At 54.7% G+C, this 17,250-nt stretch carries 18 protein-coding genes; 2 read left to right on the top strand and 16 right to left on the bottom strand.

Annotation, left to right across the window (positions count from 1 at the left end):
* Window positions 1-97: 97 nt before the first annotated feature.
* The 16 genes from Q3970_RS07900 to amgK all read right to left on the bottom strand — a co-directional run bounded on the left by Q3970_RS07900 (window position 98) and on the right by amgK (window position 13,816).
* A complete protein-coding gene (locus tag Q3970_RS07900; protein ID WP_303100034.1) occupies window positions 98-1,474 on the bottom strand; it encodes an ATP-binding protein in 1,377 nt (458 codons plus the stop codon).
* A gap of 19 nt (window positions 1,475-1,493) precedes the next feature.
* Complete coding sequence (gene misR / locus Q3970_RS07895; RefSeq protein ID WP_303100033.1) at window positions 1,494-2,171, bottom strand: two-component system response regulator MisR; 678 nt, start codon at window positions 2,169-2,171, stop codon at window positions 1,494-1,496.
* Between the two features lie 181 nt (window positions 2,172-2,352).
* Window positions 2,353-4,182 carry a PglL family O-oligosaccharyltransferase gene (locus tag Q3970_RS07890; RefSeq protein WP_303100032.1) on the bottom strand — a complete coding sequence of 610 codons (1,830 nt, stop codon included), beginning with the start codon at window positions 4,180-4,182 and terminating at the stop codon, window positions 2,353-2,355.
* On the bottom strand, window positions 4,175-4,549 hold the full coding sequence (locus Q3970_RS07885) for a DUF2069 domain-containing protein (protein ID WP_303100031.1): 375 nt from the start codon (window positions 4,547-4,549) through the stop codon (window positions 4,175-4,177). The genes Q3970_RS07890 and Q3970_RS07885 overlap by 8 nt, the downstream gene beginning before the upstream one ends.
* 300 nt (window positions 4,550-4,849) lie before the next feature.
* Window positions 4,850-5,614: a twin-arginine translocase subunit TatC gene (gene tatC / locus Q3970_RS07880; RefSeq protein WP_303100030.1), complete on the bottom strand. Its 765-nt coding sequence runs from the start codon at window positions 5,612-5,614 to the stop codon at window positions 4,850-4,852.
* Entirely contained in the window at window positions 5,615-6,163 is a 549-nt protein-coding gene (gene tatB / locus Q3970_RS07875) for a Sec-independent protein translocase protein TatB (protein WP_303100029.1), read from the bottom strand.
* A gap of 3 nt (window positions 6,164-6,166) precedes the next feature.
* Complete coding sequence (gene tatA, locus Q3970_RS07870; protein WP_085366704.1) at window positions 6,167-6,373, bottom strand: Sec-independent protein translocase subunit TatA; 207 nt, start codon at window positions 6,371-6,373, stop codon at window positions 6,167-6,169.
* A gap of 55 nt (window positions 6,374-6,428) precedes the next feature.
* Complete coding sequence (locus Q3970_RS07865; RefSeq protein WP_303100028.1) at window positions 6,429-6,752, bottom strand: histidine triad nucleotide-binding protein; 324 nt, start codon at window positions 6,750-6,752, stop codon at window positions 6,429-6,431.
* Between the two features lie 135 nt (window positions 6,753-6,887).
* The gene (locus tag Q3970_RS07860; RefSeq protein WP_303100027.1) at window positions 6,888-7,211 is read right to left on the bottom strand and encodes a phosphoribosyl-ATP diphosphatase; all 324 of its coding nucleotides are present in this window, start codon (window positions 7,209-7,211) and stop codon (window positions 6,888-6,890) included.
* A gap of 43 nt (window positions 7,212-7,254) precedes the next feature.
* Window positions 7,255-7,653, bottom strand: a complete 399-nt coding sequence (gene hisI, locus Q3970_RS07855) for a phosphoribosyl-AMP cyclohydrolase (RefSeq protein WP_303100026.1) — start codon at window positions 7,651-7,653, stop codon at window positions 7,255-7,257.
* Between the two features lie 34 nt (window positions 7,654-7,687).
* Window positions 7,688-8,191, bottom strand: a complete 504-nt coding sequence (locus Q3970_RS07850) for a DUF523 domain-containing protein (RefSeq protein WP_303100025.1) — start codon at window positions 8,189-8,191, stop codon at window positions 7,688-7,690.
* 120 nt (window positions 8,192-8,311) lie between these two features.
* The gene (locus Q3970_RS07845) at window positions 8,312-9,892 is read right to left on the bottom strand and encodes an AbgT family transporter (protein WP_303100024.1); all 1,581 of its coding nucleotides are present in this window, start codon (window positions 9,890-9,892) and stop codon (window positions 8,312-8,314) included.
* 164 nt (window positions 9,893-10,056) lie between these two features.
* Window positions 10,057-11,079 (bottom strand): ABC transporter permease, encoded by a 1,023-nt coding sequence (locus Q3970_RS07840; protein ID WP_303100023.1) that lies wholly within the window; start codon window positions 11,077-11,079, stop codon window positions 10,057-10,059.
* 56 nt (window positions 11,080-11,135) lie between these two features.
* On the bottom strand, window positions 11,136-12,185 hold the full coding sequence (locus Q3970_RS07835) for an ABC transporter permease subunit (RefSeq protein WP_303100022.1): 1,050 nt from the start codon (window positions 12,183-12,185) through the stop codon (window positions 11,136-11,138).
* 135 nt (window positions 12,186-12,320) lie between these two features.
* Window positions 12,321-12,605 (bottom strand): hypothetical protein, encoded by a 285-nt coding sequence (locus Q3970_RS07830; RefSeq protein ID WP_303100021.1) that lies wholly within the window; start codon window positions 12,603-12,605, stop codon window positions 12,321-12,323.
* Between the two features lie 206 nt (window positions 12,606-12,811).
* On the bottom strand, window positions 12,812-13,816 hold the full coding sequence (gene amgK / locus Q3970_RS07825) for an N-acetylmuramate/N-acetylglucosamine kinase AmgK (protein WP_303100020.1): 1,005 nt from the start codon (window positions 13,814-13,816) through the stop codon (window positions 12,812-12,814).
* A gap of 71 nt (window positions 13,817-13,887) precedes the next feature.
* On the opposite strand from amgK, the gene Q3970_RS07820 reads away from it, so the two are divergent.
* Both Q3970_RS07820 and Q3970_RS07815 read left to right on the top strand, forming a co-directional pair.
* Window positions 13,888-16,218 carry an LPS-assembly protein LptD gene (locus Q3970_RS07820; protein ID WP_303100019.1) on the top strand — a complete coding sequence of 777 codons (2,331 nt, stop codon included), beginning with the start codon at window positions 13,888-13,890 and terminating at the stop codon, window positions 16,216-16,218.
* The gene (locus tag Q3970_RS07815) at window positions 16,215-17,171 is read left to right on the top strand and encodes a peptidylprolyl isomerase (protein ID WP_303100018.1); all 957 of its coding nucleotides are present in this window, start codon (window positions 16,215-16,217) and stop codon (window positions 17,169-17,171) included. Before Q3970_RS07820 ends, Q3970_RS07815 begins: the two co-directional genes overlap by 4 nt.
* The last annotated feature ends 79 nt before the right edge of the window (window positions 17,172-17,250 follow it).

Here is a 17,250-nt window from a genome sequence, read left to right as displayed (position 1 = left end):
GTAACCGTTTGGATGGGGTTTTAGGTATTTTGCAAAGGTCTCAGGCCGTCTGAAACACACATTTTCAGACGGCCTTCGATATTGGATCCAACCTTGTTTATTTACCCTGTTTCGGCAAAATAAAACGTATTCTCAAACCGTTTGGGCTGACGTTTTCGGCTATGATTTTGCCATGGTGCTGGTGAATAACGTGCTGGGTGATAGCCAAACCCAAACCGGTGCCCGGTTTGTGTGCGCTGCTGTCGGCGCGGTAAAACGCCGTAAAAATATGCGGCAGCTGCATCTCGTCTACCCCCGGGCCGTTGTCGGTAATATCTACCAGCCAGTTTTTTGCATTCTGATGCAGGAACACCTTAATCGTGCTGCCCTCGGGGCTGTAAGCCATGGCATTGCGGATAACGTTGTCGAAAGCGCGGTAGAGGAAACTTTCGTTGGCACACAGTTGCGCGTTTTCCGGCACTTTCTCGGTTTCAAACAATATATTCTGGCTGTTTTGTTGTGCAACGGCCCTGCTGTCTTCTACCAATTGTTCGACAAACGGCACCAGTGCGAGATTGTCTTTTTCTAAAGGCATATTCGATGTTTCCAGACGCGAAAGCGTCAACAACTCGCCCACCAGCGCATCCATGCGGGTAAGCTCGCCCTCCAGGCGCTTCAGATACTGCTCCTGTTTTTGCGGCTGCGACTGAATCAGGCCGATAATCGCCTGCATACGCGCCAGAGGAGAACGCATTTCATGGGAAACGTGGTGCAGCAGGTGGCGCTCTTTAGCTACCAGTTTCTGCAATTGGGCCGCCATCTTATCAAACTGGCCGGCAAGCTGCGAAAGCTCATCGGTACGGTCTTCCATCTGCTGGGAAATTCGGGTTTCCAGATCGCCCGCAGCCAGGCGGCTCATGCCGAACCCCAACACACGGATGGGTTTGGTGATGTTGTTGGTCAGAATATAGGCCAGCAGCAAGCCCACTAAGATAATAAACGAAAGAATGATAAATTCATGCCAGATCGGCTTCAGGTGCAGGCCGGGTATGAACAGCGGGCTGGGCAGGCGCTGGATTTGCCGGTTGTCCCAGTTGCGGATGAAAAACAGGTATTCCTCGCCCCAGCGGTCGAACTCGATGCGCGCCAATTCCGAACCGGGGTTCTCAATGGCAAACTTGCGCGCCTCTTGAATTACTTTTGTTTCTACCTGACGGTTCAGGATATCTTCTTCTTCATCACTGGCAATCACAAACACATTGCGCGCGACGGGGCTGTCTTGCCATTCGCTTAAAATTTCGCGCGCACCCTGCTCGCCGCGCACTTTGAATGCGGAAACGATGCTGCCCATCAGGGTGGTTTCGATGGTGCGCCGTTGTTGGAACTGGTTTTCGGCTATGGTGTTCTGAACCAGCCAGAACGAAAAACTCGCCACGAATATGGCGCAGATGATTACTGCGCAAAACGTGGCGAATATGCGTTGAAACAATTTCATTTAGCTGCTTGTCTTTTCATCAGTTTTTCACAAACAGGTAACCCAAGCCGCGCACGGTTTGAATCAGGGAGGCATCACCCAATTTATGACGGATGCTGGAAATGTGCACGTCGATACTGCGGTCGAACTTGGCCAGTTTGCGGTCGAGCGCTTCAACCGACAGGGTTTCTTTGCTCACCACCTGGCCGGCATGGCGCATCAGCACTTCAAGCAGGTTGAATTCGGTGCTGGTCAGCTCCAGCGGAACATCTTTGATTGAAGCCTGCCGCTTGGCCGGATACAGAACAACGTCGCTCACCGAAATGCTGTTGGGGCTGCTGGTTTGTTCGCCGGACTGCTGTGCACGGCGCAAAATGGCATTAATGCGCGCCAGCAGCTCGCGCGGGGTACAGGGTTTGGGCACGTAATCGTCGGCGCCCATTTCCAAACCGATGATACGGTCGATATCGTCGCCCTTGGCGGTCAACATAATCACGGGAACGCTGCTTTGGTTGCGCACGTTTTTCAATACGTCCAAGCCGTTCATTTTCGGCATCATAGAGTCCAACACGACGACATCGTATTGACCCGATAAAATTTCCTGCACGCCGGCTTCGCCGTCGGGCACGCTGTTTACGCTCAAACCTTCGGCCGTTAGGTATTCGGTTAACAGCTCGGTTAACAAAGCATCATCATCTACCAATAATACGCGACTCATGGCCTGTCCTTTATATGGTTGCTGAGGCAGCCGCCTGCTCGGGCGGCCGTTGGATATGCTGTGAATCTTAACATGCAAATCAGCTTTATTGATAGCGTATGCTTCTATGCTTTTGCGCTTTTTTGCAATGCGGCCGACGGCCTTTACATTTCAGACGGCCTGTTTACAGAGCAGCAAGTTTTTAAATATCACATTGTTTTTCTTTAGGATATTTTTTATTAAATTCTTGACAGGCTGCTTCAACCTGCGCTTTTAGCGGCATCAGGAAACCGCTGCTGCGTATCTTTTCCGCATAATGCGGCATCATAAGCGGATAATACAGATAAACTTTGCGCAGCCATTCGCGCCCTTCAGCCTCTTTGCCCATACGGTAGCTGTACAGCCCCACCTGATAGGCATTGGAATACGGGCGGAACACCAACGCTTCCGATGCGGCTTCCTCCGCCCACGGCTGCAATACTTCGTCGGCCGGGTTGGCACGGCGGGTCAGCGACAGTTGGGCGTAATAACGCAGCATGGGTTCGGTTTCGGCAATCCGGTGCAAACCGCTGATTTTTTCTGCGGCCTGCGCCACGGTTTCGCCTTTGGGCTGGCGGTCGAAGGCCGTAAGATCGGTGTAAACAAAGCCCAAGCGGACGATGCCTGCCAACAAAAACACTGCCAGCACCGCACCGCCGGCATTGTGGCTTTTAACCGATTGCAGGCCGTCTGAAACATCACTTTCGCGCGCAGGCGACAAGCTCATCATCAGGGCGAACGGGGTGAGGAAATAAATATACCAAAGCGGGTATTCCAGCATACTGTGGCAAAGCGATACGGTCATCATTGCCAGCAGCAGCAGCGAAGCGGCGTTTGCAGGCCGCCGTATCATACGCCGCACGACCGCTGCAAACCCGAGCACCACGGCCAGTGTTCCGGCCAGCCCCATTTCGGCCAATAACTGCAAAAACAGATTGTGCGAATGGGTAAACAGCACATTCAGATAATTGGGGGCAAACTGCCCTGTTTCGGCATGTGCCAAAAAACCCTGCAGCGCATAACTGCCCCAGCCGTGCCCCCATACCGGAGCCGACAAAAACACCGCCCAAGCCTTGCGCCACTCCACATCTCGGGCGGAACCGCCGAAACTGCCGCCTTCCACGCGTTCCAGCGCCGTGTCGTATTGTACGCCCGAAAACAAATCCAACAATGGGCCTATGCCGAACTGCACCGCCACCGTCATCACCAGCGCGAGCAGCATCACCAACACGATGCGGTTGGCTTCGCGCCCCGCCAATATCCGCCAAAGCGGCAGCAGCAGCCCCACGCCCAGCACATAAGTAAAAATCGTGCGCGAATTCACCAAACCCAAGGCGGAGGTGAGCGCCGATACCGCCAGAAAACCCAGCCAGCCGGGCATTCTTCGCTGTGCCCACAGATACGATGCCGCCAACGTGCCCCACATCAGATAATGCCCCAAATGGTTGCGCTGGCCGAGCTGTCCGCTGATTTCGCGTACCCCCCGGTAGGCTACAATGCCGCGGAACATATCTGCCGACGCCCAGCCGGTAAACTGCATCAGCACTACTGCCGCCTGCACCAATGCGCCGCCGAGCAAAGCCCACGCCAACACCGACACCACCCGTTCCTGGCCGAAGCCGGCCACCCAGCCCCGGCAGGCCCATGCCGCCAGCGCCAGAATCACGAATGATGCCGTTACCATGTCGTTCATGCCCGGATAAAGCAGCCCCATCACCCGCGCCTGAAACCACCAAAATGCAGCCAACGCCAGAAAATAGATACCCGCCGCCGGCACTTTCACGTTTAAACGGCCAAACAGTGCCGTTAGCATCAGCAGCATCACCGCACCGGCCAGCGAACCGGCTTCAAGGTAAAAGCCCGACAGCGGCCCCACGCGGTAAAGCGATACAAACGGCGCCACGCAAATCCAAATAAAGCAAAACCACAACGGCCACAAACGCATGGTCCACACCGTTTCGCGGCCGTCTGAAAACGAAATCTCTCTAAACATGCCCAACCGCCTTACGCTGTTGTTTCACATAAGCCAAACAAGCAACAAAAAACGCCGCCGAACACAGCAGCGCCGCCCCCGCGCAGGCGCGGCTGGCTGCCGAAGCATCAAACAGGCGCACCACCGCTTCGGCAAAATACGGCAAAATCAGCAGGCTGCTGTATTGAAAAGTATAAACCCTGCCCTTGAGGATACCGGCCAGCGGCAGGCACAAAGGCAGCGCTTTCACCGCCAGCCAAGAGCCGCCCGGCCGCAGCGGTGCCAGCCACAATTCCCAGGCAAGACAGATAAAAATCATCACCGGCAGGCAGACGGCTGCCAATTTATACGGCCAGCCTTTACCGGCGGCAGATTGCGGTGTATCCATTATTTTAATTTCCAATATCATCCGGCGTTCTGTTCAGGCCGTCTGAAAAATTCGAGATTTGAGACCTTTGCAAAATTAAAAAATCATCACAAAAGTTTATTTCCCGCCATTAACTTTGCAAAGGTCTCGACTTGTTTGATTTTCAGACGGCCTAATCGGGTTAGTTGGTTTTCAGGCAGAAAAATTCCCATCTGCTCAAAAAAAACCATATTTTTTAGCTTTATGTCATAAAGAGAACACGATAAGCCAAGCCGCCTGAAAACTTTCAGACGGCCTCAAACCTGCACACGGCAAAATTTATCAATCGGCGGCGGTTTCCGCTTCCTGCCGCAGCTGCACAGGTTTCACGAAACGGCAGAACCACAACCCCGCCTCATAAAGCAGAATCAGCGGCACAGCCAGCAGCACCTGTGAAATCACATCGGGCGGCGTTATCACGGCAGCCACTACAAACGCCCCCACAATCACATACGGACGGGCTGCCCTCAAGTGCCCGAGCGGCACCACACCCATACGGTTGAGCAGAACCACCACCACCGGCACTTCAAACGTGGTGCCGAACGCCACAAACATCCCCAACACAAAAGAAAGGTATTTGTCGATGTCAGTGGCCATACTCACACCCAGCGGCGTTACGCCTGCCAAAAACTTAAACACGACGGGAAATACCAAAAAATAGGCAAACGCCATGCCGGTGAAAAACAAAACCACGCTGGAAAACACCAGCGGAACCACCAGCCGTTTTTCGTTTTGATAAAGCGCGGGCGCCACAAACGCCCACACCTGATAGAGCGTGTGCGGCAGCGTCAGCAGAAACGCCGCCATCAGCGTAACCTTCACCGGCACGAAAAACGGCGCAATCACATCAGTGGCAATCATGCTGGTATTGGCCGGAAGCGTTGCCATCAGGGGTTGAGCCACAAAGGTATAGAGCTTTTGCGCAAACGGCATCAGCCCGAAAAAAAACAGTAACAGCACCGCAGCAATCCATACCAGGCGGCGGCGCAGTTCGATTAAGTGTTCAACCAGCGGTTGGGTGGGTTGTTCGGTTTCAGACACATTCACTCACTTTTTACGCACGCGTAACTGCGGTTTGGGGCGGTTGCGCGGGCGCATGTCGCGTTTGCGCCGCATCGCCTGTTTATACAGAGAGGCCGTCTGAAAACCGCCGGCAGTGTACGTGTTTTTTTCAGACGGCGTTAAATAAGATGCCCATGCCTCATCCTGCCCCGCTCCGGTTTGCTGTTCCGCCCCTGCCAGCGGCCTACCGTGTTCGTCCAAACCGAAATCGGCGGGCGTGCGCTGCTCGGGCACGCGTTCCCAAGGTTTGAGGCCGCTCGAAATTTCGCTGAGGCTGCCTTGCACGCTTTCGCCCACGCTGCCGATTTCGGTGCGGAGGTTTTCGGCGGCCGATTCGAATTCCTGTTTGGCTTTGCGCAGCTCTTCCATTTCTATCTGTGCACCCAGCTCCTGCTTCACACTGCCCACCATGCGCTGCACGCGGCCGATCAGGCTGCCCGCCATACGCGCGGCCTTGGGCAGCCGTTCGGGGCCGAGCACCACCAGCGCCGCCGCACCGATCAGCAAAAGCTCGCTGAAGCCGAAATCAAACATGGTTCAGGCCGATTTGTTGTCGTCTTTTTGATGCTCGATCACATCATCTTTTTTTGCCTGGCCGGCTTCGTTACCTTCATTCAAACCTTGTTTGAAATCGTGCACCGCACCGCCCAAGTCTTTGCCGACATTGCGCAGTTTCTTAGTGCCGAACACCAAAACCACAATCACCAGCACAATCACCCAGTGCCAAATAGAAAAGCTGCCCATTGTTAATCCTTTAATTTCAGTTGCTTCAATAATATTTCAGACGGCCCCGCGCGCTTTAGGCAGGCCGCCCCAAAATATGGATATGCAGGTGGAACACTTCCTGCCCGCCGCCTTTGCCGGTGTTGACTTGGGTTTTGAAACCGTTGGTCAGGCCCGCCGCTTCGGCGATTTGCGGCACTTTCATCATCATTCTGCCCAGCAGCGCCTCATGCTGCGGCTGAGCGTGCGCCAGCGAATCGAAATGCACTTTCGGAATCAGCAGCAGATGCACGGGCGCGGCAGGGTTGATGTCTTTGAAGCACAGCATTTCGCCGTCTTCATACACCACCGATGCGGGGATTTCTTTGGCGGCGATTTTGCAGAAAATACAGTCTGTCATCACGAAAATACTCCAATTATTTTTGCAAAAGTTTGCAGGCCGTCTGAACACAGGCTTCTTTCAGACGGCCTGCCTTGCAAGAGTCAAATTGTAATACAGTTTCAATACGCGGGGTTGTTTTAACCGCCCGCAGCGTTAACCTTCCCGCCGCGCGGCTTTTTCCGCCAATCCCGACAAACCCTGCCGGCGCGCCAGCTCGCTTAACACGTCTTCCACACGCAGACCGTGGTGCGCCAGCAGCACCTGCGTGTGGAACCACAAATCGGCCACTTCATACACCAAATGCCCGCCGCCGCCGTCTTTCGAGGCCATCAACACTTCGCCCGCCTCTTCGATCACTTTTTTCAGGATTTTGTCGCCGCCTTTGTGCAGAAGCCGGGCAACATAAGATGTTTCGGGGTTTTGCCCCTTGCGGGAATCAATCACGTTTTGGATTTCAATCAGCACTTGCTCGGTCATTTCTTTCTTCCGTTTCAGGAAAATATTAACTTTTCAGACGGCCTCAACCGTGCGGTTTGCCGTAAATTTCCGTTTCGCTTTTCAGCACGGCATCTGCCGTTTGCCATGCGCCGTCGCGCCACACGCGGTAGAAGCAGCTTTCGCGGCCGGTGTGGCAGGCGATGCCGCCCGCCTGTTCGATTAACATCACCACCGCATCGCCGTCGCAGTCCAACCGAAGTTCGCGAACTTTTTGCGTATGCCCCGATTCTTCGCCTTTCATCCACTGTTTTTTGCGCGAACGGCTGTAATAATGGGCGAAACCCGTTTCAGCGGTTTTTTGCAGGGCTTCGGCGTTCATCCACGCCACCATCAGCACACGAAGGGTTTGCGCGTCTTGCGCGATGGCGCACACCAAGCCGTCGGCGTCGAATTTCACGCTTTCTAATAATGCTTGCGACATGGTTTGAATTCCTTTTTAAATCCGATAAGGGCGGTTATGCAGGCCGGTACGGCTTTAACCTTTCAACCAAATATCCGGCCTCGTCTTCCGAGTATACTGCCACGCCGCGTTGCCGCAATAAAGCCGCCGTTACGCCCTCACCTTTTTTCAGACGGCCTTTGAAAGTGCCGTCATAAACCTGCCTGCAACCGCAAGACGGGCTGCAGGCTTTCAGCAGCGCTTCCGCCGCCCCTTCCCGATAAGCAATATCCAACACCTTCTGTGCCCCCTTGATAAATGCCTCACTCACATCACATCCCGCACTATCCACCACCCTTGCCTTGCCCTGCAGCACCTCCGCACCGCTGCCGCCCACAATTTCTGCCGGATTGCGGGGCGTAGGCAGGCCGCCCATTTGTTCGGGGCACACGGCAATCAAACGATAACCCTCCGAACGCTGCAAAGCAAGCGCGGCATCACATGCTTTGCCGCAACCGTCGTAACGCACAGGTGAGCCGAGCAGGCAGGAACTAACGATAACGGTTTTGGTAACAGCCATATTATTTTTCCAGTATCTAACCATATGCCGGATAACCCGACTTGATCATGCCCTTATCCGCCAAGGCCGTCTGAAATGCACTTCAGAAAAAGTTTCTTAACAGCAGCCCTGCCTTACTTTTTAAGGACGGTAAAACAAGGCCGAACCCGGACCGACAGGCCAGCCGAGCACAAACACCCATACATAAAACAGCAGGCTCCAGCCGATAGCGAACACCACCGTATAAGGCAGCATCAATGATACCAACGTGCCCACACCCGTATCTTTTTTATAGCGTATTGCTACTGCAAGCACCAGGCCGAAAAAAGGCATCATCGGTGTGATAATATTGGTTACCGAGTCTCCGATGCGGTAGGCCGCCTGCACGGTTTCCGGCGCGTATCCCGCCAGCATCAGCATCGGAACGAAAATCGGCGCCGTAACCGCCCACTGTGCCGAAGCAGAGGCAATCGCCAGGTTAATCAGACAGCATATTACAATAAAGCAAATCAGCAACATACCGCCGGTAAGGCCTGCTTCTTTTAAAAAACCGGCCCCCTTCACCGCCAGAATCGGCCCCAGGTTGCTCCAACTGAAATAAGCTACAAACTGCGACACAAAAAACATCAGCACCAGATAAAGTGCCATCGAACGCATAGAACCAACCATACCCTCCACCACATCGGCACTGTCCGACATTGTGCCGGCCACATAGCCGTACACCAAACCGGCAACAGCAAAAAATACAAAAATCAAAGCCACAATGCCTTGCAGGAAAGGGGAATCATCCAGCCCGCCGGTTTGCGGATTACGCAGGGGGGCGTTTTCCGGCACAACGGCGGATGCCGTCAGGACAACCAGAAACAATAAGGCAGCCAACGCCGCCAGCAAGCCCTTTTTCTCTGCCCCTGAAAGCCGCCCGATATCCATACTGCCGTTGTTAATACTGCCTTTTTCCTGTTCAGACGGTTTATACGCGCCCAACCTCGGTTCGACAAATTTGTCGGTTACCCAAAACCCCAGCAGTGAAACCAATACGGCACCGGCAGCCATAAAATACCAGTTTGCATAAGCACCCACCACATAATCCGGAGCAATCAGCTGTGCCGCCTGCTGGGTAATTCCCGACAAAACCGGATCCACAGTACCAATCAGCAGATTCGCACTATAACCGCCCGACACACCTGCAAATGCCGCTGCAACACCGGCAAGCGGGTGCCGCCCGAGCGAATAAAAAACCATACCGGCAAGGGGAATAATCACCACATAGCCCAATTCGCTGGCAATATTCGACATCACGCCGGCAAACACTACCGCCGGCGTAACCAACCGTGGCGGCGCCTTAAGCACAATCAACCGCATGGCTGCGGCAATCAGGCCGGATTTTTCTGCAATCCCCACGCCCAGCAAAGCCACCAGGGCAGTACCCAAAGGGGCAAAACCGGTAAAGTTGGGCACTAAGTTGGAAACAATTTTTGCCAGCCCTTCACCGTTAATCAGACTGACCACCCGGATAACGCCGTCTGCCGAACGGCCCGCTGCCCCTGCAGGGCGCGGATCGGCCACACTCACATCAAAATAGGCACCGATTGCCGAAAAGGCCAGCAAAACCGCGATAAAGCCGACAAACAACACAACCGGATTAGGCAGGATATTTCCCAGCCACTCAATTGTATTTAGAAAACGGTGTAGAAATGTTTGTTTGTTCTTCTGCTCGGACATAACATTACTCCATAACCCCTAAAATAAATAACGGCTATTTTCCGGCAGCTTCAGTCAAGCCGGAAATAACAGGACATTATTTTGAAATAACCGACGGATATATGAATGTTAAATATTAACAACCGTCCTTTCTGTCCTAGCTCCAACAGTGCCTTCAGACGGCCTCAACCCCTTGCCCGCACGTCAAACGCATGGCGCAACCCCTCGCCTATCATCACCAACAGCAGCAGCATCACCGTTAGCGCGCCCACGGCGGATAAGCCTATCCACCAGGCGTCGAGGTTGTCTTTGCCCTGCGCCAGGAGTTCGCCCAAGCTGGCTTGCGAAGCGGGCACGCCCAAGCCTAAAAAGTCCAAACTGGTGAGCGCCAGCACCGCGCCGGAAATGCGGAACGGCAGAAACGCCAACACGGGCGTGAGGCTGTTGGGCAGAATATGCCGCCACATAATGCGGCTGTTGGAAACGCCCATGCTTTTGGCGGCCAAAACATAATCGGCCTGGCGGTTTTTCAGAAACTCGGCGCGCACGTAATCCGAAAGCCCCATCCAGCCGAACAGCGACAGAATCACCAGCAGCACCAGCAGGCCGGGGTTGAAAAACGACGACAGAATAATCAGCAGGTAAAGCTCGGGCAGGCCGCCCCAGATTTCGAGAAAGCGCTGCATCAGCAAATCGACCCGCCCGCCGAAATAGCCCTGCACCGCGCCCGCCGCCACGCCGATCAGGGTGGTTGCGGCGGTGAGCGCCAGCGCAAACAGCAGCGAATCGCGAAAGCCGTACACCAGCCGCGCCAGCACGTCGCGGCCGCGGTCGTCGGTGCCGAGCCAATGCCTTTCAGACGGCCCGGCCGGATCAGGCTGCGTGTCGAATTCGTTTAAGGTGTTGGCAGCATAGGGGTTAGGCAGATACACGGCATAATTGCCGCCGGTGGTGATGTTGCGGCGCACCAGCGGGTCGAAATAATCGGCGGGGGTGTCGAAGTCGCCGCCGAACTCGGTTTCGTTATAGGTGTTGGCCAGCGGGAAATAATAGCGGCCGTCGTATTTCACCCATAAGGGCTTATCGTTGCTCCACACGGGTGCCAGCAGCGCCACGGCAAACAGTACCGCGAGCACGCGCAACGCCAGCCAGCCGCGTTTGTGCTGTTTGAATGCCTGCCAGGCTTGGGAAGAGAATATTTTCTGCATGGTGTGTCGGTATGGTTGCGATAGGCCGTCTGAAAGCATTTCAGACGGCCTGCGGTTTATTTCTGCCCGCCGAAATGAATGCGCGGGTCAACCCAGGAATACGAAATATCCGACAGCAGTTTAGCCAAGAGCCCCATCAAGGTAAACACATACAGCGTGCCCATTACCACCGGATAATCGCGCTTCATCACCGCTTCGTAAGAAAGCAGCCCCAAGCCGTCGAGCGAAAACAGGGTTTCTATCAGCAGGCTGCCGGTAAAAAACGCGCCGATAAAGGCGGCGGGAAAACCGGTAACCAGCGGAATCATGGCGTTGCGGAAAACGTGTTTCCACAAAATCTGCCGTTCGGGCAGGCCTTTGGCGCGGGCGGTGTAAACATATTGGCGGCGGATTTCTTCGAGAAACACGTTTTTGGTGAGCACCGTCATCACCGCCAGATTGCCCGCCACAGAAGCGGTAACCGGCAGCGCCATGTGCCAGAGATAGTCTTTGATTTTGGCTGCCGTGCCGAGCGTTTCCCAATCGTCGCCCACCAAACCGCCCTGCGGAAACCAGGCGAAAAAGCTGCCGCCGCCGAAAAACACCAGCAGCACCAAACCCAGCACGAACGGCGGCACGGTATAACCGACCAACACCACTGCGCCCGACACAACGTCGAACCGCGAACCGTCGCGCACGGCTTTGGCAATGCCCAAGGGGATACAGATGAAATAAGTGAGAAAAAACGTCCACAAACCCAAACTCATCGACACCGGCATTTTTTCTTTCACCAGTTCGAACACGGTTTGATGGTGGAAAAAACTCTCGCCCAAATCGAAGCGTACGAAACGGCCGACCATCTCGACAAAACGCGTGAGCGGCGGTTTATCGAAACCGTATAAGGCGTTGAGCGCGGCCATGTCTTCCGCACTCAGGCGGCTGCCGCTTTTAAACACAGAAGACGCACCGCCCGCCGTCTCGCCGCCCGCGCCGGTTTGGGTGAGCTGCTGCACCATCTGCTCCACCGGCCCGCCGGGCACGAACTGAATAACGGCAAACGTAACCGCCAAAATGCCCAACAGCGTGGGCACCAGCAGCAGCAAGCGTTGGAAAATATAACGCCACATCGCGCGTCTCTTTATAACGTTTTGGAAAATGCGGGCATCTTATCAAGATTAAGGCCGTCTGAAAACGGAAAACCGCAGCGCTTGAACACGCTGCGGCCAAATTCTGAAAACAAACGGTGCGAAAGCCGCAAACCGTTATTTGCAGTTTACGCCTTGGATTTTCGGGGTGTCGCCGTCGCCCACTTTAAATACGCACTTGGTGGCGCTGCTGCCTGAAACGGTGAGGCTGCCGCCGGCCAGATTCAGGCTGACCGGTTCTTTCACCCCCATGCTCACGGCGGTGGCGGCAAGTTTCTGCACGTTGTCTTGAGTGTAAGGTGTGTTGTTAGACGCTACTTTGATTTCTTTGGCCGCATAAGCATTGGCACTGAGGGCAAGCGCGGCAACGGCAGACAGGGCAAAGAATTTGGTTTTGTTCATGGAAGTGTTTCCTTTGGATAATGGCGCGATACATACGCCGATGTATGCAGAATAGGGGCAAACGGCGGCGGCGGCAAGCGGCGGGGTATTTTTTACGCTGCACTGTTGCAATTCGATTCGGGTTTACATAAATTTTCAGGATACTGTTTTCATTAAATAAAAATTTCAGACGGCCTGTTGGCCGTCTGAAAACAATTTTCAGGCAATCAGAAAGTAAACCCGGTTTCCAACTCTTCGTCGCCCACTAAATCCACCAGCAGCGCATACAGCGGCGCCAAATCGTGATAGCGGCGCGAAGCGCGGCGCAGGTAATTTAAAAAGCGCGGGATTTCGGGGCGGTATTTGTCTTTGCCGTCGCGGTAATAAAGGCGCGCGAAAATGCCTGCCACTTTCAGATGGCGCTGCACGCCCATCCATTCGAACCAGCGGTAAAACTCATCGAACTGCTCCGGCACTGGCAAACCGGCGGCACGCGCCTTTTCCCAATAGCGGATCACCAAATCCAACACAAATTCTTCTTCCCACTCGATAAAGGCATCGCGCAGCAGCGACACCAAATCATACGAAATCGGACCATAGAGCGCGTCTTGAAAGTCGAGCACACCCGGGCGGCCTTCGGCCAGCATCAGGTTGCGGACGATATAGTCGCGGTGAACATACACCTGCGGCTGCGCCAACAGGGGCGGCAGCAGCGTTTCAACCGTTTGGTTCCACCATTCACGCTGCTTGAAATTCAGGGTTTTGCCCAACTCTTTGGCCACAAACCATTCGGGGAACAGGTTGATTTCGCGCAGCATCACTTCGCGGTCGTATTCGGGCAGCAGGCCGGGACGACTGTTTTTCTGCAAAACCACCAATTCGTCGATGGCTTCGAGCAGCAGCGCTTTATCGGCCGTTTCGTTGCGCGCCTGCTGCATGGCGGTTAAAAAAGTGGTGTTGCCCAAATCGTTTAACACCATAAAGCCGAGTTTTTCATCGACATGCAGAACCTGCGGCACGTTTATCATGTCGAATAGTTTTTGCACTTTCAGATAAGGCGCCACGCTCATTTTATCGGGCGGCGCATCCATGCAGACAACCGTGCCGCCGTCTGAAAAAGCGGCACGGAAATAACGTCGGAAATCCGCATCGGCGGCGGCAAAATTCAATTCAAAAATCCGGTTCGGGTAAACCGTTTCAAGCCAGTTTTTCAGTTCGGTTTGTCGTTGCATGGTGGTTTTTTTGATTTTTCGGGTTAGAATAGCCGCTATTCTAACTGGCAAAACCGATTTAAGGTGAGACTTTGGTTCGTTTATTTTCATTAAAACCGGTGGTGATCGCTTTGGGCGTAGGCTTCGGCGCGGCGGCTTCGGCACAGGCGGCCGACGGCTTGCCGCTGGGCAGCACCTGCCTGAAATGCACCCCCGAAAAACTGAAAAATACAGCGGCGGCACACGCCGTGCCCGAGATCAAACGCAGCGGCAGCGAACCGCTGCCCGCCGACTACACCCGCGTAACCGCCGATTCGGTGGAAGGCCAATCCAACGTAAAAGTGCGTGCCGAAGGCGATGTGATTATCGAACGCAACGACCAGATATTAAACGCGCAATGGGTGGATTACGACCAAACTGCCGAAACCGTTACCGCCGGCAACACCTTCGTGCTTTACCAAAACGGCACCACCGTTACCGGCGAAAATATGCAATACAACCTGGCCGATCGCACCGGCACTGCATACAACACCCGCATGGAAAGCGAGCAAAACGGCCGCCGCCTGCAAAGCGTAAGCGAATCGGCCGAAATGCAGGGCGAGGGCCGCTACAAATTGGTCAACACCAAATTCAACACCTGCGAACCCGGCGACGCAAGCTGGTATATCAAAGCCAAAAGCATAGAAGCTGATCAAAACACCGGCATCGGCGTAGCCAAAAATGCTTCGCTGGTGTTCGGCGGCGTGCCGGTTCTTTACACGCCGTGGGCTGATTTTCCGCTTAACGGCAACCGCAAAAGCGGCCTTTTGGTGCCTACTGTCGGCATCGGTTCAGACGGCCTTGAGCTGGATATGCCCTATTATATGAACCTCGCGCCCAATTACGACGCCACCATCACCCCCGGCGTTATCGGCAGCCGGGGGGCACGCATCGGCGGCCAGTTCCGCTACCTGCAGCCGAAATACGCAGGTCAGGTTGAAGGCACTTGGATGCCCGACGACCGTAAAAGCGAACACAGCAACCGTTATCAGTTCAAATGGAATCACGGCCAGCAGCTTACCGAAAAACTCAGCGGAGGCATCGACTACAACCGCGTTTCCGACAACAGTTACTACCGCGACTTTTACGGCCAAGACGACATTGCCGCCAACGTCAACCTCAACCGCCAAGTCTGGCTCGACTACAACGACACCCTGTGGGACGGTGCGTTCAGCGGCCACTTCACCGTGCAGAAATACCAAACGCTGGCCAATATTTACGGCTATAAAGACGAACCCTACGCCATCGTGCCGCGCCTTCAAGGCACTTGGAGCAAAAACATCGGCAACGCACAGGTAGATTTATTCGGCCAGTTCACACGCTTCGACCACGACAGCAAACAGTCGGGCAAGCGCGTGGTTGTCAAACCCGGCGTAAGATGGGACTTCCATAACTCATGGGGCTATATCCGCCCGAAAATCGGCGTGCATTCTGTGTATTACGATCTGGAAGAATCCGGCGGTTCCCCCTCGCGTACAGCCAGCCTCACCCTGCCGGTTTTCAACGTCGACAGCGGCATGACCTTAGAGCGTAAAACCTCGTTTTTAGGCAGCGACTACATCCAAACGCTGGAACCGCGCCTGTTTTACAACTATATCCCCACCAAATCGCAAAACGACCTGCCCAACTTCGACACCTCTGAAAACAGTTTCAGCTACGACCAGCTTTTCCGTGAAAACCTCTATTCGGGTAACGACCGCATCAACTCGGCCAACAGTATTTCCACCGCCGTACAAACCCGTTTCCTCAACCCCCGCAACGGCACAGAACTGTTACGTGCCGGTATCGGCCAGAAGTTTTATCTGAAAAACGACAACGTACAGCTCGACGGCAGCATCGGCCGCTATCCGCGTAACCGTTCCGACTGGGTAGCGTTTGCCAACGGCAAAATCACCGACAGCATCCGCATAGATGCCGACATCCACTACAACCAAAACGAAAGCCGCGCCGAAAGCTACTCGACCGCCCTGCTCTACAACCCCGAACCCGGCAAAGTATTGAGCGCGCGCTACAAATACGGCCGCAACGAAAGAATCTACCTGCAAGATAACGGCGTATATTTCTACGATAAAATCCGCCAAATCGACTTGGCCGCACAATGGCCGATTGCCAAAAACCTCTACGCCGTTGCCCGCTATAACTATGAACTGCAGGGCAGAAAACCGATTGAAATGCTGGCCGGCCTCGAATACAAAAGCGGCTGCGGCTGCTGGAGCGCCAGCGTGGTCGGCCAGCGCTACGTAACCGGCCTGAACGACACCAAAAACGCCGTATTCTTCAACCTTCAATTGAAAGACTTGAGCAATATCGGCAACAACCCCTTTGAAAAACTGCGCTTGGCCGTTCCCGGCTACAGCAAATCCAACGAGGTAGTCAAACCATGAATTTCAAACCCCTGATACTGGCCGCCGCCATCGGCTTGGCACTGCAAACCGTACAAGCCGCCGGAGTCAGACATGTAGACGGTATCGCCGCCGTTGCCGGCAGCGAGGTGATTACCCAACGCGACGTGCGCCAAGGCATGGCCGAAGCCCGCAGCCGCTTGGGTAAAAACGTTAACGAAACCGAGCTGCGCACCCAAGTGCTGCAGCAGCTGATCAACCAATCCCTGATTGTGCAGGCCGGCAAACGACGCAACATCACTGCCTCCAATGCCGAAATCGACGCAGCATTAAGCGATATCGCCCAATCCCGCAAAACCACCGTTGACGGCCTCTACGCCCAAGCCGCTAAAAGCGGTGTGAGCAAAGCCGCCATGCGCCGCAGCATTGCCGACAGCATCATTACCCAAAAAGTGCAGCAGCAGGCCGTGATGCAGCAAAGCCGCGTGAGCGATGCCGAAGTGGACAGCATGATCGCCCATGCCAAACAACAAGGCACCCCCCTGCCGCAAGGCGAACCGTTGCGCCAATACCGTGCCCAGCACATCCTGCTGAAAGCCGAAAACACCAATGCCGCCAAAGCTGCTGAAAGCAGCATCCGCAAAATTCACAACCAAGCGCGCAGCGGTGCCGACTTCACCGCACTCGCCCGCCAATATTCGCAAGACGGCAGCGCGGCCAACGGAGGCGATTTAGGCTGGTTTTCAGACGGCCAAATGGTGCCCGAGTTTGAAAACGCCGTGCATAATCTGAAACCCGGCCAAATAAGCCGCCCCGTACGCAGCCAATTCGGCTGGCACATCATCAAACTGAACGACGTGCGCGAAGCAGGCACGCCCGAAGAGCGCCAGCGTGAAGCCGTGCGCCAATATATCGCCCGCCAAAAAGCCGAACAGGCCACCGTCAACCTGCTCAAAGAGCTGCATGAAACCTCTTATGTGGAAATCCGCCGTTAAACAGGTACGATACTGAAACAGCCCCAATATCAAGGCCGTCTGAAACCATTTCAGACGGCCTGACTCTGCCTGATCCGAC

Source organism: Neisseria sp. (assembly GCF_030530745.1).
Taxonomy (GTDB): domain Bacteria; phylum Pseudomonadota; class Gammaproteobacteria; order Burkholderiales; family Neisseriaceae; genus Neisseria.
Note: the sequence above shows the minus strand (reverse complement) of the source record. Positions and strands in the feature narration are given on the sequence as shown.

Bases quoted from the DNA above. Each gene is read 5' to 3' on its own strand.
- Q3970_RS07900 (WP_303100034.1), bottom strand. From the start codon at position 1,474: ATGAAATTGTTTCAACGCATATTCGCCACGTTTTGCGCAGTAATCATC.
- misR (WP_303100033.1), bottom strand. From the start codon at position 2,171: ATGAGTCGCGTATTATTGGTAGATGATGATGCTTTGTTAACCGAGCTG.
- Q3970_RS07890 (WP_303100032.1), bottom strand. From the start codon at position 4,182: ATGTTTAGAGAGATTTCGTTTTCAGACGGCCGCGAAACGGTGTGGACC.
- Q3970_RS07885 (WP_303100031.1), bottom strand. From the start codon at position 4,549: ATGGATACACCGCAATCTGCCGCCGGTAAAGGCTGGCCGTATAAATTG.
- tatB (WP_303100029.1), bottom strand. From the start codon at position 6,163: ATGTTTGATTTCGGCTTCAGCGAGCTTTTGCTGATCGGTGCGGCGGCG.
- tatA (WP_085366704.1), bottom strand. From the start codon at position 6,373: ATGGGCAGCTTTTCTATTTGGCACTGGGTGATTGTGCTGGTGATTGTG.
- Q3970_RS07865 (WP_303100028.1), bottom strand. From the start codon at position 6,752: ATGACAGACTGTATTTTCTGCAAAATCGCCGCCAAAGAAATCCCCGCA.
- Q3970_RS07860 (WP_303100027.1), bottom strand. From the start codon at position 7,211: ATGACCGAGCAAGTGCTGATTGAAATCCAAAACGTGATTGATTCCCGC.
- hisI (WP_303100026.1), bottom strand. From the start codon at position 7,653: ATGTCGCAAGCATTATTAGAAAGCGTGAAATTCGACGCCGACGGCTTG.
- Q3970_RS07850 (WP_303100025.1), bottom strand. From the start codon at position 8,191: ATGGCTGTTACCAAAACCGTTATCGTTAGTTCCTGCCTGCTCGGCTCA.
- Q3970_RS07845 (WP_303100024.1), bottom strand. From the start codon at position 9,892: ATGTCCGAGCAGAAGAACAAACAAACATTTCTACACCGTTTTCTAAAT.
- Q3970_RS07840 (WP_303100023.1), bottom strand. From the start codon at position 11,079: ATGCAGAAAATATTCTCTTCCCAAGCCTGGCAGGCATTCAAACAGCAC.
- Q3970_RS07835 (WP_303100022.1), bottom strand. From the start codon at position 12,185: ATGTGGCGTTATATTTTCCAACGCTTGCTGCTGCTGGTGCCCACGCTG.
- Q3970_RS07830 (WP_303100021.1), bottom strand. From the start codon at position 12,605: ATGAACAAAACCAAATTCTTTGCCCTGTCTGCCGTTGCCGCGCTTGCC.
- amgK (WP_303100020.1), bottom strand. From the start codon at position 13,816: ATGCAACGACAAACCGAACTGAAAAACTGGCTTGAAACGGTTTACCCG.
- Q3970_RS07815 (WP_303100018.1), top strand. From the start codon at position 16,215: ATGAATTTCAAACCCCTGATACTGGCCGCCGCCATCGGCTTGGCACTG.